General features: G+C 48.3%; 13 protein-coding genes. 3 read left to right on the forward strand and 10 right to left on the reverse strand.

Annotated features, from left to right (window positions below; translation table 11 throughout):
• Position 1 precedes the first annotated feature (1 nt).
• On the reverse strand, positions 2-979 hold the full coding sequence (locus G8768_RS08030; RefSeq protein WP_166848771.1) for a dipeptide epimerase: 978 nt from the start codon (positions 977-979) through the stop codon (positions 2-4).
• Between the two features lie 296 nt (positions 980-1,275).
• Here G8768_RS08030 and G8768_RS08035 point away from each other — a divergent pair, with 296 nt between their 5' ends.
• Entirely contained in the window at positions 1,276-2,814 is a 1,539-nt protein-coding gene (locus G8768_RS08035) for an alpha/beta hydrolase family protein (protein WP_166848768.1), read from the forward strand.
• A gap of 40 nt (positions 2,815-2,854) precedes the next feature.
• On the opposite strand, the gene G8768_RS08040 is transcribed toward G8768_RS08035, so the two are convergent.
• The 5 genes from G8768_RS08040 to G8768_RS08060 form a co-directional block, all read right to left on the reverse strand.
• The gene (locus tag G8768_RS08040) at positions 2,855-3,136 is read right to left on the reverse strand and encodes a hypothetical protein (RefSeq protein ID WP_166848765.1); all 282 of its coding nucleotides are present in this window, start codon (positions 3,134-3,136) and stop codon (positions 2,855-2,857) included.
• A gap of 159 nt (positions 3,137-3,295) precedes the next feature.
• A complete protein-coding gene (locus G8768_RS08045; RefSeq protein ID WP_166848762.1) occupies positions 3,296-3,571 on the reverse strand; it encodes a hypothetical protein in 276 nt (91 codons plus the stop codon).
• 122 nt (positions 3,572-3,693) lie between these two features.
• Complete coding sequence (locus G8768_RS08050; RefSeq protein WP_166848759.1) at positions 3,694-3,960, reverse strand: hypothetical protein; 267 nt, start codon at positions 3,958-3,960, stop codon at positions 3,694-3,696.
• A 253-nt stretch (positions 3,961-4,213) separates the two neighbouring features.
• Complete coding sequence (locus G8768_RS08055) at positions 4,214-4,498, reverse strand: hypothetical protein (RefSeq protein ID WP_166848756.1); 285 nt, start codon at positions 4,496-4,498, stop codon at positions 4,214-4,216.
• 338 nt (positions 4,499-4,836) lie between these two features.
• Positions 4,837-5,130, reverse strand: coding sequence for a hypothetical protein (locus G8768_RS08060; RefSeq protein WP_166848753.1), 294 nt, complete (start codon positions 5,128-5,130; stop codon positions 4,837-4,839).
• Between the two features lie 567 nt (positions 5,131-5,697).
• Between G8768_RS08060 and G8768_RS08065 the strand changes: the two genes are divergently transcribed.
• Positions 5,698-8,640 (forward strand): TonB-dependent receptor plug domain-containing protein, encoded by a 2,943-nt coding sequence (locus tag G8768_RS08065; RefSeq protein WP_167202743.1) that lies wholly within the window; start codon positions 5,698-5,700, stop codon positions 8,638-8,640.
• Positions 8,641-8,821: 181 nt separating this feature from the next.
• Here the strand turns inward: G8768_RS08065 and G8768_RS08070 are convergent, their stop codons facing one another.
• The 4 genes from G8768_RS08070 to G8768_RS08085 form a co-directional block, all read right to left on the reverse strand.
• Positions 8,822-9,298, reverse strand: coding sequence for a hypothetical protein (locus tag G8768_RS08070; RefSeq protein ID WP_166848747.1), 477 nt, complete (start codon positions 9,296-9,298; stop codon positions 8,822-8,824).
• A gap of 78 nt (positions 9,299-9,376) precedes the next feature.
• Entirely contained in the window at positions 9,377-12,325 is a 2,949-nt protein-coding gene (locus tag G8768_RS08075; RefSeq protein ID WP_166848745.1) for a TonB-dependent receptor, read from the reverse strand.
• A 179-nt stretch (positions 12,326-12,504) separates the two neighbouring features.
• Positions 12,505-13,488 (reverse strand): FecR domain-containing protein, encoded by a 984-nt coding sequence (locus G8768_RS08080; RefSeq protein ID WP_166848742.1) that lies wholly within the window; start codon positions 13,486-13,488, stop codon positions 12,505-12,507.
• A gap of 269 nt (positions 13,489-13,757) precedes the next feature.
• A complete protein-coding gene (locus tag G8768_RS08085) occupies positions 13,758-14,324 on the reverse strand; it encodes an RNA polymerase sigma factor (protein ID WP_166848739.1) in 567 nt (188 codons plus the stop codon).
• 535 nt (positions 14,325-14,859) lie between these two features.
• Between G8768_RS08085 and G8768_RS08090 the strand changes: the two genes are divergently transcribed.
• Positions 14,860-15,126 (forward strand): c-type cytochrome, encoded by a 267-nt coding sequence (locus G8768_RS08090; RefSeq protein ID WP_243749376.1) that lies wholly within the window; start codon positions 14,860-14,862, stop codon positions 15,124-15,126.
• The last annotated feature ends 50 nt before the right edge of the window (positions 15,127-15,176 follow it).

The following is a 15,176-nucleotide window of genomic DNA, read 5'->3' on the forward strand; positions in this document are numbered from 1 at the left end:
TTTATCCCCAGAGTGATTGTTCGGGCAGGGTGCATTGACCGTTCCCCGAAATATTGATCGGATTGGGGTAATCCTCTGTGAGTAACAGAGGGCCATCAAGATCAATGAATCGGCAGTATTGGCCAATCACATAACCGGGCGCCATGGCCAGAGAGCTGCCAATCATATTGCCGACCATGAGTTGTTTGCCGTCCGTTTTAGCCTGCCGGGCAATCGCAAGGCCCTCACTCAAGCCGCCACATTTATCCAGCTTGATATTGATGACATCGTAACGGGATTTGATTTCGTGGTAGTCCGCGAGATCCAGACAAGACTCATCGGCGGCGATGGGAATATCCCGTTTCAAAGAAGCTAAGAGAGCATCTTCTCCACGTGCCAGCGGTTGCTCAAGAAGGACAACGCCCAGGGGAGCGAGCTGGGGTAAATACTCAAGCAGTTGAGCTTCGCTCCATCCCTGATTGATGTCCAGTATCATTTCAGCATCCGGTCGTGCCTGGTGGATGGCACTGAGTTTACCAATGGGATCTTGTTGATCCAGTTTGATTTTTAATTGTTGGAATTGTGAGGCCTCCAAAGCTTGGGTGGCCATGGTGCTGGCATCGGAAATACCAATAGTAAAAACGGTATTGAGTTGTTTGGGAGGGAGCTGCAATTTCTGCCAGATTGATTCACCACGGGACTTGCATTCCAGATCCCAAAGGGCGCAATCCAGAGCATTGCGAGCCCCGCCCGGAGGAAGCAGTTTTTGTAAGTTATCCCGATTCAAATTTGTGTTTATCTGATTCTGAATACTCAGAAGCTGCGCTTCCATTTGTTGTGGATCATCTCCCAGATAAAATACCCCGCTGGCTTCTCCACGGCCGGTAACGTTATTGCGGTGCAGAGAGACTTCCAGGGTTTCTACGGACTCAAAATGGTATTGGTTAATGTACAAAGGGGTATGCAAGCTGCGCTTGGTAAAACGATATTCGAAATTCATAGGACGGCGTTGTCTATTGGCTGGAATGCACAAAATTATGAATAAAGCCTCGCGTTGAAGCGTTGTTGCGGGCACAAAGAAACTCGTCATAACAACAGATCTGTTATGCAGGACACCGAGTAGAGTTGTCTTGGGTGTCGAGTGAATTACACTGGAAGCTGACACTTACGCCGTAAAATTTATAGAGCGAATTCAAATCTATGTTAGTAAGCGAACTTGCAGCTGCTGCCTTGTTACTTCTGTTCTGCCTGAGTTGGTTTTTCAGGTCCTGGGCTTGGCGAAAACCGATTCTGTTTATGAGTCCTGCATTGGCTGGGGGCGTGCTGTTGATTGACGGAAGGTGGCACGGCCTGGGGCTCGGCTATCTTGCGATCATGATGCTGTGTGTTGCGGCTTTGGGCGTGTGTGTGTTTCCTCGTATTCCGGGAAAGAAAGTGTTGGTACCGTTCGGAGGGCTGCTTTTTGTTTTGGCTTGGGTGATGGCTGTGGCGCTGCCCTGGCAATTTCCTGTTCGGGATTTACCCGCGCCTGATGGCCCACACGCGGTGGGTATTGTTGATTTTGAATTGACCGATACGTCTCGACAAGATCCCTTTTGTGAATCGAACCCCTGCGGCGACAGACGCCTTCAAATCAGAGTATGGTATCCCGCACAAGATAATAATTTGAGTCCAAAGCCTTATGCCACGAGGGCTGAAATAGAAAGTAGTTTGGCGGGTTTGGCGGGGACGATGTCTCTTACTGCTGACATATTCAGTCATTTGAATTTGATCGAGACACACAGTGTGGTGGGTGCGCCGATTGTGGAAGAGGATAACTTGCCTGTTGTGATTTTTAGTCATGGTTTGTACTCGTATTTATGGCAAAACACGGTCTTGATGGAACATCTGGCCAGCCACGGCTATCTTGTCTACGCCCTGCATCACCCTTACGATGCCGCGGCTGTTCGATTCGATGACGGTATGGAAATCCGTGCCTGGATACCCGAGCAGAACCCCGAACAAGAAGCTTTAAAAGCTTTGCGCGAAAAGGCCTATTCGGAATCGGATCTCGATGCGCGCTTTGACTTTTTTCTGAGCTATATTGAGAAAGCCTTAAGCATCAATGATTCAAAATTGTTACGCAGTGCACCTCATTGGCAGAAAGATCAACTCTTTGTGTTGGACAGCTTGCTTGCCAGCAAACTACCGAAAAAGGTCAAGGCAATTGCTGAAAAGGGGAATTATCGTAGCGTAGCGTTTGCGGGGATGTCTTTTGGTGGCAGCACAGCGATGGCGGCCTGCCATCAAAGTGAACACTGTATTGCTCAGATCAATCTGGATGGTGCGGATTCCCATTTCGGGGGGGTGAACAAAATGGCTCCAGCGCCCTTGTTGCATCTGTATCAGGATCATCATCGACAGCTGCAACACAAGGCACCGGATCTGCCTGTAAACAAAGCACTTATGTTTAATGACTTTTCAATACAAGCTTTTGAGCGTGAAACTCGAATGCCGAAATCCTTTCAGTACATTGTTTCAGGCAGTAATCACTTCGGGTTTACAGACAGCAGTGTTTTACTGGCGGGCTTTGCTGCAACTTTATTGAGTGGAGAGCCTGATGGTGAGCGCTTGCTGGAACTGCAAAATGATTTTGTAGCGGCTTTTTTGGATCAGCAGATGCGTAACAGGAAAAATGGTTTTCCTGAGCGGCAGGAAGCTGAATGGGGTAGTTTCGTGATGAAACATAAGGCCGAGAAAGTTCCTCTTTGGTGGGAAGGATTACCGGACCGCAAAAAGCAGGCATGGTTGGAGCGTCTGGCAGAGATACAGGGAAAACTCAAAAAGTACTACTGAGAGTGCGATGCCAGACGCTATCGGCCCTTTGATGTGTGGCTTATCCGCCGTCGCGGTTTTGATGGCCGCTCAAGCGTTGGGAGGTGCGAGCAGCATCTTGTGCGCGGCGCTTGAGTTCGTCCCAGCCTCGCTGTGTCATACAGGTTTTTTTCATAATGCGCGTGCCGGTTGGGCGATACTTTTGACAAATTTTCTTATTGGGGTCTTCGGCAACTTCGGTTTTCTTTGTGTCTGTAGCTTTTTTGTCTTCTGCTTGAACTGGAAAAGCGACAAGGGCTGCAATGGCAATGATAGACATTAACGATATTTTATTTGTGATCATAATAGCGTTCCTTGAGTTGTTGTCAGGATTCTATCCAATGATACGAAGAAGGGTTTTCTTGGAGGGGTAGGGATACTTGATTTGGATAGGTATTGGGACTTAATAAACATTAAAAATTTGCCAGGCAACAGTGAGGGCCTGGCAAATTTTAAAGGCAGCTTAGAAACCGCCGCGTGGACCTTCTTCACGGTTCTGGTGGCCACTCAGACGTTGAGAAGTGCGAGCTGCATCCTGAGCGCGACGCTTTAATTCATCCCAGCCACGTTGAGTCATGCAAGTCTTTTTGGCGATGCGAGTACCGGTAGGGCGATACTTCTTGCAGATCTTTTTGTTTGATTTCTTGGCAGTCTCAGCTTCATCCGCAGCGTAAGCTGGAGACGTTGCCAGAGCGGCGATGGCCAACATTGGGATTAAAGATAGTTTGATTGACTTCACAGTGGCTCTCCTTAATGAAATACCAGGTTGTTATCTAATGTTGCAGTGAGTAAAAGTATTTCTAACAGTATTTAAGATATGCCAAGCCCTCCGGGCTTGGCAGATGAACTTGTGGAGTGGTATTAACCACTCTCACGGCTTTGCTGGCCACTCAGGCGCTGAGAATTACGTGCAGCTTCTTGAGCACGACGCTTCAGCTCGTCCCAAGCACCTTGGGTCATGCAAGTCTTCTTGGCAATGCGAGTGCCAGTCGGGCGATATTTTTTACAAATCTTTTTGTTGGCTTTCTCGGCAGCTTCAGCTTTCTTTTCGTCCGCGGCGTGAGCCGGAGAGGTTGCCAAAGCGGCGACAGCCAGCATTGGGATTAAGGATGATTTAATCAGTTTCACAATAGAACTCCTATTTGCATTCTTACTCACGGCTTACATTAGGTTTCGTTTATGTAAACGATAATCTAGTTATTAGATCCTGGCTTTCGAGTGTGCTTGTAAGCTAAAAGAAGCCAACAGGCGCTCCCTAAAGTCAGTCCAAGGTTGCAACCTTAGCCAATATTAGTCGAAATGCCAAGAAAATAAACCGCAATATAAAACTTCACATTGTGCTTCTAACCAGTAATTGTGATGCAAGGAGCATTTATCGAATTTACTGCTGTCGACGAGGGTCCGACTTATTGAAATGAGTCGAGAGTCGCTGTCCCAGACGGGCGGCATCTTGGGCGCGGCGTTTGATCTCTTTCCATCCTCGTTTGGACATGCAGGTTTTTTTCGTAATCCGTGTACCAGTAGGGCGATATTTTTTGCAAACGACTTTTTTATCATCGTCTATTGCCTTTCCTTCAGGGGCTTCCGCATGACTGAATAGGCCGGCGCTTAGGCAGAGCGTTGAAAGTACTGTAATAATCGTTAATTTAATAGATCGATAAGACATAACAACTCCTAATAATAACTTTGCAGCTGATGAGAAAATCATTTCAGGTTTACTTATGTTTAAAAAAGCAAATGGATCTCGTCAGGAACGCTCACTATATAAAGTCTATTGGAGTAGGTGCTATGCAAATTGGGTTCTTGTCAATTTAAGTTGTCAGTTTGTCTGTGTGCTTTTTTATGTGCGGGAATATATTAGCTGACGAGAGAACGGTAAAAAGCAGCTTCAAGTCGAAAAGAGAGGCGGCGGGACTTGTAAGGTAAAAAACGCAGGCGGGTTTGAGAAAAATAAAACTGGCCCAAGGCGAGGGGTTGTTAACCCGCCGCCCTATTGAAGGTTGCTTAGTTGCGACCGGAGCCAGGGTGTAGTGGATTTTCCATATTTTGATGGCCGCCAAGACGCTGGCCTGTGCGTGCTGCATCTTGCGCTCGACGCTTAAGTTCAGCCCACTGGCGCTTTGTCATGCAGGTTTTTTTAGCGATGCGAGTGCCGGTTGGGCGATATTTTTTGCAGACACGGCGATCGTCATCCTTAGCAGAATCTTTCTCGTCGGCGGCGTAAGTATTGATACTCGCGCTCAAACTTAAAGTGGCGATGGTAAGACAGCTGATTCCGTATTTCGTAATGGTTTTCATTGTGAATGTTCCTCATTGTTATCATTGGTATTACTTCGTCACTAAGGCGCTGCGATTGCCCGCTATGTAAAACATATAGCGCAATAGTGTTTGAGTAAGGCTTTGTTGATCGAGTAACGCTTCGGATGTATGGCGTTCGCCACCATCATAGTCACGGCTGCGAAAATTATTAATATTGTCGCTCTCTTCGCAGAAAGCCCACTATACAAAGGGCTTTAAAAATGAACAATATTTAGTGTGGCGCTATTAACCTTCATGTTTTGATAGGAAATTCCTTTCCGTTTTTGATGTCGTGACGTAAAAGCTGTGTTTCGGGGTGGGTGAATTTTAATCAAAGTGTTAAGAAGGCTGGCGCCTAATTCATTACTTTCTTGCCGATTTGTTCAAAAATCAGACTTGATTGTCGGTTTTATGCAAAGTTCCTATTTAAAGTGCTAATTAATTCATTTTTTTGCATATTTTCTTGAGGGAGGACTCAATACCTTCGTTTATATCGTGACGGCGGTTTTCTTGCCGCCAAATCATAGAAAAAGCATCAAGATAAAAATCCATTGAGGGGATGCACACATGAAGAAAACACTGCTTTCATCTGCAGTTAAGAGCGCTATCGGCTTTTCCGCCGCAGCTCTGATTATGCCTGGCGCTGTTTATGCGCAAGAGTCTGGCGATGCTGCACAAGAGCTTGAAGAGGTAATGGTAACGGGTTCGCGTATTCAAAAGGCGAACTTGGTAAGCTCCAGCCCTGTTACTCAGATCGGTGCTGAGGACATCCAGGTTGGCGGTATTACCCGTGTGGAAGACCTGTTAAACGACCTGCCTCAGGTAGCTGCGTCTAACAGCTCCGGTGACGCTAACGGTGCAACCGGTACTGCAACTCTTAACCTGCGTAATCTGGGTACTGTACGTACTCTGGTACTGGTTAACGGTCGTCGTCTGCCTGCGGGTTCTCCAGTAGGTGGTGGTACTGGTTCTGACTTGAACCAAATCCCAGCTGCTTTGATTAAGCGTGTTGAAATGCTGACTGGTGGTGCATCTTCTACCTACGGTTCTGACGCTGTTGCCGGTGTTGCCAACTTCATCATGGTTGACGACTTTGAAGGTGTTGAAGTTAATTATCAGCACAGCTTCTACCAGCACAAGAACGACAACGCCTACATGCAGGGCTTGAACGCTGCGAACGGTTTCACCGCTCCTACTGGTAGCGTTTCTGACGGTCACACTGACGATTTCTCTCTGATCATTGGTGGTAACTTCGACGATGGTAAAGGTAACGTAACCGCTTACGCGACTTACCGTGAGATCGATCCTGTAAAACAGGAAGGTCGTGACTACTCTAACTGTGCATTGAATAACAGCATATCCGCTTGTGGCGGTTCATCTACTTTGCCTACCGGTCGTTTCACCGACTTCGGTACTGCTCTGAAAGGTGACGGTAACGGTGGTTTCGTATTGGGTACCGACGGTAACCCTCTGGCCGGTGCTGGCGACAGCTTCGACTTGATTACTCAGGGTAATGAGTTCGTAGATCGTAACGGTTTGTTGTACAACTACGCGCCTGCTAACTTCTACCAGCGCCCAGATGAGCGTTATACCGCTGGTGTTTTCGCCCGTTATGAAGTGAACGATAAGGCTGAGTTCTACGCCGAATTGAACTTCATGGACGATCAGACCAATGCTCAGATCGCTCCTTCCGGTGCATTCTTTGTAACCAGCACTTTGCCATGTGGTAACCCACTGCTTTCCGAGCAGCAGTTCCAGGCAGTGTGTGGTGCTAACGGCCTGACCAAAGACCAGACCCAGAACGTATTTATCGGTCGTCGTAACGTTGAAGGTGGTTTCCGTAACCAAGACATCCGTCACACCTCTTTCCGTGGTGTATTCGGTCTGCGCGGTGACCTGAACGAGACTTGGTCTTACGACATGTACTACTCGTACTCTGAAGTTTCTTACGAGGGTACTTATAACAACGAATTGTCTACTACCCGTATCGGTCGTGCACTGGACGCGGTAACTGACGCAAACGGCAACACTGTATGTCGTTCTGTTGTAGACGGTTCTGATCCTAACTGTGTACCTTGGAACGTTTTCCAAACTGGTGGCGTAACTCAAGCTCAAATCAACTACCTGCAGATTCCTCTGTTTGATCGCGGTACTACCGATCAGAAAGTTATCTCTGCATTCGTAGCGGGTGACCTGGGCGATTACGACATCAAGATGCCTGCTGCTGATAACGGCATTCAGGTTGCGGTTGGTCTGGAATATCGTAAAGATAACCTGGACTACAACCCGGATTTGAACTACCAGAGCGGTGATGGTGCTGGTCAGGGTGGTCCAATCCCAGCTGTTGAAGGTGGCTTCGAAGTTAAAGAGATCTACGGTGAGATTTCTATTCCTTTGGTTGAAGGTCGTGAGTTTGCTGAAGAGCTGACTCTGGACTTGGGTTACCGTTACTCTGACTACTCTACTGACGTAGACACTGACACTTATAAAGTGGCTCTGGGTTGGGCACCAAGCACTGACTTTAAAGTACGTGGTAGCTACCAGAAAGCGGTTCGTCACGCTAACGTTCGTGAGTTGTTCCGTCCTCAGTCTATTACTCTGTACGATATGGATGCTGATCCATGTGCTGGCGCGACCCCAACTGCTACTCTTGAGCAGTGTGCGCGCACTGGCGTAACTGCTGGTCAGTACGGCAGCATTGCTGATTCCCCGGCCGGTCAGTACAACCAGTTGTCTGGTGGTAACCCTGACCTGAACCCAGAAAGTTCTGAAACCGTTTCTTACGGCTTCATCTGGACTCCTGAGTTCGCTGACGGTCTGACTGTTACTGTTGACTACTACAACATCGAAATTACCGATGCGATCGATTCCATCAGCCCAGAAACTACTCTGAATCAGTGTTTGAACACTGGTGATGACCAGTTCTGTAGCCTGGTTAACCGTGGTCCTGTATCCGGTACGCTTTGGTTGGGTACTGACAACATCGTAGCAACCAACATCAACATCGGTTTCGTTGAAACTGAAGGTTTGGACTTCACTTTCGAATACGAATTCGACGTTGCTGATCTGGGTTCTGTAGCTATCATGAACAATGGTAACTTCGTACTGAAATACGATCAGGAAGAGTACCCAGGTGCGGGTATCGAGAGTTGTGAGGGTACTTGGGGTGGTGCATGTGGTGCTCCAACTCACGACTTCAAGAACAACTTGCGTGTAACCTGGCACACTCCTTGGGATCTGAGCCTGTCTTCTACTTTCCGTCACACTGCGGAAATCGAAGCTAAGAGCTCTACTCAGTTGGATCTGGGTGCCCGTACTTACTGGGATCTGGGTGCGATCTATCAGCTGAACGAAGAAACTACCTTCCGCGCTGGTGTTCAGAACGTACTGGATCGTGAGCCTCCATTTGCTAACGGTGGTCCATCCATCTTTGGTAACGGTAACACCTTCCCAGGTACTTACGACGCATTGGGTCGTTACATCTTCTTGGGTGCAACTATGTCTTTCTAATCTCTTGATTAGTTAGCTGGTTAAAAAGCCGCAAGCTTGCTTGCGGCTTTTTTTATGGGCGCAATAAAATTGTTGAGAAGTTAGAAGTTAGAAGTTAGAAGTTAGGGAAATAGAAGCTAGGGAAATAGAAGAAGGGTGGGCCGCAGAGCGACCCGGGCGCGTGAGTTCGCTGGCTTGGGGCCTAGCGAATGCGTTTAACTTTGGTGCTCTTGTCTTTATCAATAATGGTCAGCACTTGTAAGCCGAAGAAGTTGGTGTTGATTATGACTTCAGGATTTTCCATATTGACCGTCCAGCGAGTGCCGCCTTTCTGGTTGCGTTGCTGCCAAACCTGGCCGTTTTCCAAATAGAACTTGGTGTTACCTTTCCAGCCTTTGAACGTACCTTTAATTCGGCTACGTATTTCTGTTTTGGTCTCTTCCTGTACGGCTTTGACGTTTTGGCGTATCAGGGCTGAGTCTTTGGCTGTGTATTTGATCAGCCAGCTATTCAAGGCTTCCATTTCGCTGTCACTGAGTTTATTCAAGCCGCTTTTCTGGAATTCCTCTTCATTCATGAGCTTTTTAATGCCTGGGAAGTCATTGGCTTGAACCTGACCGATGGTCGCCAAAAGCATTGAGCTGAGCAGGGTGGTTTTTAGCAAAAGTTTAGAGGTCATAAGGCGAGTCCGTGAATATTGTTGTTAGTTTTGGATGCGGGTCTTCGCAAAAGGTTTCATCTCTGAAGCGCTAATGACCTACATAAAATGATAATTAAAGCGAGTGTACCAGTAACGGCCTTTAATATCATAAGTACGGGCATCGTGGTTATCGAGAAAGGCAGAATCAAAGAAAGGGGGGCTCTGATCAAAGACGTTGTCCACGCCGAGGCTAAGGCGCATTTTTTTGTTGAGGTCGTAACTCAGTTGGATGTTCTGGTTTAGCCAGCTTGCGGTTTTGCGGAGCGTTTGGGTGCTCATCACCGTTTCTTCAACAGGGCTGACATAGTGAATGTTGTAGTTCAGTTGCCAGCGTTGCTTCTTGTATCGAATGCCGGTGCTGACTTTCCACTTGGGAAGGGCGCCATTGCCTTCGGAGGCTTGATCGGCAAAAGTACCCGCCAGATTTTCGCTGCGTTGATCCGGGCTACTTTGTTCACGGTAGCGATAAATATGCGCTGCGTTTAAAGAGACATCCAGATGCCCGCCCAGCAAGGGAAGTCTTTTGTAGTGCACTTGAATATCGAGCCCGCCGATATTGCGGCGACCTATGTTAAGATTCGGCGCGATCACTTGTCGTATGTTGCCGGCTTCATCTCGTGTGATTAATTCCTGAAAGCGCCCGAATTCTGCATTTTGGTTAATCACAAATTGGGCGCTGGCGTCGACGACATTGCGCTGGCTGATGTCAAAGTAATCAACGCTCAGGTAGAAATTTCCGAGGCTGGAAGGGGTCCAGACAAAACCCAAAGTGCTGGTGTCGGCCAGTTCGGCCTTGAGGTCGGTGTTGCCCGCATTCAAGGTCAGGAATTGATTGAGGCTTGGGTCTGACAGCTCGGTGCAGCCTGGAAGCACTCCGATATTGGCAGGGTTTGCACAAGGGTCATTAAGCGTTAAAAAAGAAGCGCTTTCTCCAGCGTGGAGTTCTTTTAAGCTGGGGGCGCGAAATCCTTCGGCATAACTGGCGCGAATCAACAGGTCGCTAATCGGGCGGTAACGAATGCCTGCTTTGGGCGAGGTGTTTTTACCGAAGTCACTGAATGACGAGTGACGTACTGCAAACTCGACATCCAGCATGTTGATCCAGGGGCGAGGTTTTGCCAGCGGAACAAAGAGTTCAAGAAACGCTTCTTTAACCTGGCGTTGCCCTTCTGTGTTTCCCAGAACGCCTCCGCCAACAAAAAAACTATTGTTTCGTTCGGATAAAAATTTGGTTTTTTCTGTACGATAAACAATGCCGCCCAAAGCCTGGCTGGCGCCCGCTGCGGTGATGGCAATATCACTGCTTACTGTGGCGGAAAATTCATTGAGCTCGCTGAAGCCCGATGCTCGGGACTGCGTGCTGATAAACGACAATTGTTCGGGCGCAATTTGCCCGGAAAATAAATCCAGTGGTTCGCATCCGTCAATATCCAACCCTTGGCATTGGCCGCTGGGGCCCAGTGCGCGTTGCAGTCTTCGTCCATCAAAAATACCACTCAATGTTTCACTGGATTCGCTTCGACTCCAGTTCCATTGTGTGGACCAATCGAGCCCTTGCCAATTGCCATCGAGTTGAATATTGCTTCGATAACTTTTGGAATCGTCATCTTGCAGGCGTGGACCGCCTTCCAAAACTCGATAGCGTGCATCTTGAATGTCTTCACCAAATGGATTGAAAGCATTGTCTTTTGAAATGACGATGTCTTCCTGACTAAATGCGGTGAAAATGGGAGTGGAAGCAAGCGTCGCTTGTGCTTGGCTGTGGGTATACGCGAGATCGATTCCAAGTTCGATCCGTTCATGCAGTTGCCAGTTGATAAAGGCATAAGCGGCGTCTTGTGAAGATTCTGAAACGGCCGAGGTTTCTTCGGCAAAGTTGTACAGGTCTTCCGATGTGGCCGGGCGGAATCCACCTTCTCCGTCAAAGGTAACAACGTTGCCATTCGACAGTGTAAAGCGTCCTCCCGGGACACCGCTTGAGCGATTATCGCTGCCACCAAATGGTCGCCCGTCAGCATTGGCAGAAAGCGCTCGGTCTCGACTGAATATCGGGTCTCTTTGCTGGTGTGACAAAATCAGCAGCGCGTTACCTTGATCAAAATCTTTTCCAAGACTCAAATTGCTGTTGAGGCTGTTCAGATCTCCCCGGCTGCTTTGACCGTAATACTGATTAAAGCTGGCGCCGTTGTATTCCTTTTTCAGATTGATGTTGACCACACCGGCAATGGCATCTGAGCCGTATACGGCAGAGCCGCCACCTTTGAGAATCTCGATGCGCTCGATGCTGTCGGTGGATATGCTGTTCAGATCTACCGCGTCTCCGGCAAAGCCGCTATTGGCAATGCGGTGGCCATTGATTAAAACCAGGGTATTGCTGGCCGGCAGGCCGCGCAATGTTACGGTCGCCGTTCCGTCGCCACCATTACCAATCGATGTTGACGTTGAATTACCCGATACGGCGGGCATAAATTTCAACAGGTCGCCTACCGACTGTACGCCGAGTTCGGCAATCTGAGGGGCTGAGATAATATCAACCGGAGCGCTGCCAGACAGATCGTGTCGCTTGAGGCGGCTGCCAGTCAGGGGGCGGCCGATTACTGAAATTTCTTCCATCGATCCATAGTGAAAAGGGGCTTCCTGAGGATCGCTCGGGCTTCGGCTGGCTTGAAGGCGGATCACTTTGGCGCTGAGTGCGCGGTATTCTATTCCGCTGTCTTTGAGAAGGGCGCTCAGTGCTTTTTCCAGGGGGTAATCCCCCTTAACGGCAGGGGCTTGCTTGCCGTTCAACAAGCGAGTGGGAAAGATGATGCTGATGTTCTGGCTCTTGCCGAGTTGGATAAGGCTTCTGGCCAGATCTTGAGCGGGTAAATCGAGCTGTATATTGAGCTTTGCCTCGGCTGCGTTGGATAAGTCACTTGGCGAATCCTTTGCCCAGGCGCTTAAGGGTTGGCTTGCAGCCAGGCAGGCGGCAAGAATGGCCGGCCATTGCGATGAATACTTATGCAAAATCGGGTGCTCTTTAATTCAGCTATTATAGCGCCTTTAAGCTCATGGCTCCGTGCTATGGTATTAAGGCGCACTGCTATTTTGTATACAAAAGTACAAACAAGATCACATTTATAACTGAATTGAGGCAATAGCTCAAATATGGCGCGTATCAACGCACATTGAAAAGATGGGTGGCGCTATTTGATAAACAGCCGTGTTTTGCCGTCATCCGTCAACTCTTGTTGAATGGCAAAGGTTTGGATGATTGCGGCCAGGGTGGTGTCCGGCTCTTCCAGGCTGAAAGTGCCGGAAACCAGAGAGTAGCGCAGGCTTTCGTCGCTGGTGTCGACAGGTTCAATCAAATAGCGGTTCAGCTCTTCAAGAGCTTGTTGCAGTTTGGTTTCCTGAAACACCAGTGTCTTCTTGCGCCAGTTAATGGTTTGGCTGTCTTGCTTGGGCATAACCAGGCCAAGGCCGGTACGCTTGAAGACATTAATCTGCTGCCCTTCGCTCACGAGGGCTTTGTTACCGGCAATTTGTTCGTGGCCGGTTTTCTCGGAAACGCGCACCCGGCCTTCCGTTACAATAATATGGCTGCTTTCGCTTTTCTTGCGAATGTTGAATTCGGTGCCGACAACATTGACTTTGGCGTCGCCCAAATCAACGCTAAGGGGGCGTGCGCTGTCGCTATTGATGTCGAAGTAAGCTTCGCCCTTATGGAGGCTGATTAGGCGAGAGTCGTCATCGAAGTAAACATCCAGCGTAGAATTGGTGTTCAGTTCGATACTTGAGCCGTCTGGCAGCTCAATTTCCGCAAATTCTCCCCGAGCGGTGCTGTAGCTGTTCTGGTAAACATTGCCGGGGTTGGCCTGCCAGAAGATAACGGCAGCGGCCATTAAAACAGAGGCGGCTGCGGCGCCAAGGTATTGCCAGCTAAAAGACTTGGAAACTTGGGTTTCGCGCTCGACCTTGTTGCTTGCAAACGCTGTAGCTTGCCAGGTGTCTAATACCTGATCAAAAGCTTCGGCATGCTGTGGGTCGGTTTCGAGCCAGTCGGAGAAGCGTTGTTTGTCGGACACGGCACAGCGGTCAGAGCGTAATCTGACTATCCAGTAAGCGGCTTGATCAAGCAGCTTTTGGTCTATGGCACCGTTTATGGCGCCGCTGTGTTCGGGGGTCACGGCTATTCCTTGCAACAAGAGACTTTTATTTTAGGTCATATGTCGCGTAACTGGTTCTAGTTTTCAAATATCAAGGTAGAAAAATTGGTAATTTGCTGATTGCTCAAAATATAATTTGGCATTCGTTTTCTTGTATTCCCAATTGTTCCGGTTTACACATAGCTTAGACGGTTAATATGACACTTTCCGCATCATTTAATTCAAAAAAATTTAAATTTCGCGGTGAGTCGGATTAACGGCGGGATTAACGGTAGGAAATGGGAGGTATTTTAGTGTTTGAGGGCCTGATGGCATTGTCGGAGGGCGAGTAAAATGTATTTTTCGACCGAACTTACGGATACCCCCATTTCTTTGGCAATATCGCTATAGGCCAGCCCTTTAGTTCGGTGAAGCAGAAAAGCCTGTCGGGCCTTAAAGGGGAGGTCAGAGATGGTTTCTTCGATTTGAACCAGCTCCTCTTTGGCGGAAAGGAGTCTTTCCGGGGTCGCCTGATCAACATAGTTGCCGGAGGATTCTTCTATTTCGGGAGCGGTGGGAGTTTCGCTCTGCAGATAGCCTCGGTGGAGTTTGGCTCGTCGCAGTTGATCAATGGCCAGATTGGAGGCCGTTTGATAGAGATAGGCGCGAGGGTTATCCAGCTGGTCAAGATTTTCCAGCTTTTGAATGCGCAAGAAAGCACCCTGAGCAATATCTTCAGCGTCTTCTTGGTTGCGGGTTTTACGGGCAAGAAATCGAACCAAGCCCGGGGCATGTTCGTTAAACAACTGCTCAAGAATGGATTTGTTCTTTTCCGGGCACTTGTTTTCGGAGCTATCGCCGTTGTTGTTGTTACTCATTAATCCCTAGCAAATATAGGTCTTGACTAATAAGGACTGCCTAGCGGTGCGCAAGGTCAATCGGTACTTTCTATGTCTTTTATCTTCCCGCTTTTGGCGGTGCCTGCCTGTTTAAATTTTGCGCTACTTGGTAAAAAAGTACGCTGTATTATTGTTGGCTTATCGGGCCATCATAGCAAAAGGAAAGGCGAGGCACTACCTGCTGCCAGAAGATTCCTAATAATAATGTTTGTTTTATAAGGTCCCCCTTGAGATGGGTCAATTTCCTCTAAATTCCAGAAACTTACTATAGTTGTGAGCAGTATTTGCCATTACTTAGTGAAGATTGAGTGATTTCCCCTGGTAGGTATTCAGCGTGTTACCATTCATCTTCGCTCGCGACATTGAATATGAGCAAATTCTAATAATTGTGGCCGTTGAACGCCGGAACCGCAAGCTAAAAATATAAAGGGCTGTCATAAGCCCAGGTGATTTGTTTGATAAAAACGGAGTGTAATCCATGAAGAAGTTAGCCCTATGTGTATTAGGTGCCGCCATGTCTATAGCCCCGCTGGTAAACGCTGCTGATGCAGCGGCGGGTAAGGCCAAGTCTGCTGTTTGTGCAGCTTGCCACGGAGCCAATGGTATCAGCGCGATTCCGCTGTATCCCAATCTGGCTGGTCAAAAAGAGCAGTATCTGCTCAAACAAATGAAAGATTTTAAATCGGGTAAGCGCCCGGATCCTGTCATGAAGGCTCAGGCTGGTCTGCTGTCCGATGCGGATATGGCAAACCTGGCCGCTTATTACGCTACTTTGAAGTAATGATAAGGGGCGGGGCTCCCCGCCTTTTTGTGCTTCTCGGGCTCGTCTTT

It is taken from the genome of Pseudoteredinibacter isoporae, from assembly GCF_011602085.1.
Taxonomy (GTDB): Bacteria; Pseudomonadota; Gammaproteobacteria; order Pseudomonadales; family Cellvibrionaceae; genus Pseudoteredinibacter; species Pseudoteredinibacter isoporae.

Excerpts from the sequence above, each read along its gene's own strand:
- G8768_RS08030 (WP_166848771.1), bottom strand. The coding sequence starts at position 979 with ATGAATTTCGAATATCGTTTTACCAAGCGCAGCTTGCATACCCCTTTG.
- G8768_RS08035 (WP_166848768.1), top strand. The coding sequence starts at position 1,276 with ATGAGTCCTGCATTGGCTGGGGGCGTGCTGTTGATTGACGGAAGGTGG.
- G8768_RS08040 (WP_166848765.1), bottom strand. The coding sequence starts at position 3,136 with ATGATCACAAATAAAATATCGTTAATGTCTATCATTGCCATTGCAGCC.
- G8768_RS08055 (WP_166848756.1), bottom strand. The coding sequence starts at position 4,498 with ATGTCTTATCGATCTATTAAATTAACGATTATTACAGTACTTTCAACG.
- G8768_RS08060 (WP_166848753.1), bottom strand. The coding sequence starts at position 5,130 with ATGAAAACCATTACGAAATACGGAATCAGCTGTCTTACCATCGCCACT.
- G8768_RS08065 (WP_167202743.1), top strand. The coding sequence starts at position 5,698 with ATGAAGAAAACACTGCTTTCATCTGCAGTTAAGAGCGCTATCGGCTTT.
- G8768_RS08070 (WP_166848747.1), bottom strand. The coding sequence starts at position 9,298 with ATGACCTCTAAACTTTTGCTAAAAACCACCCTGCTCAGCTCAATGCTT.
- G8768_RS08085 (WP_166848739.1), bottom strand. The coding sequence starts at position 14,324 with ATGAGTAACAACAACAACGGCGATAGCTCCGAAAACAAGTGCCCGGAA.
- G8768_RS08090 (WP_243749376.1), top strand. The coding sequence starts at position 14,860 with ATGTCTATAGCCCCGCTGGTAAACGCTGCTGATGCAGCGGCGGGTAAG.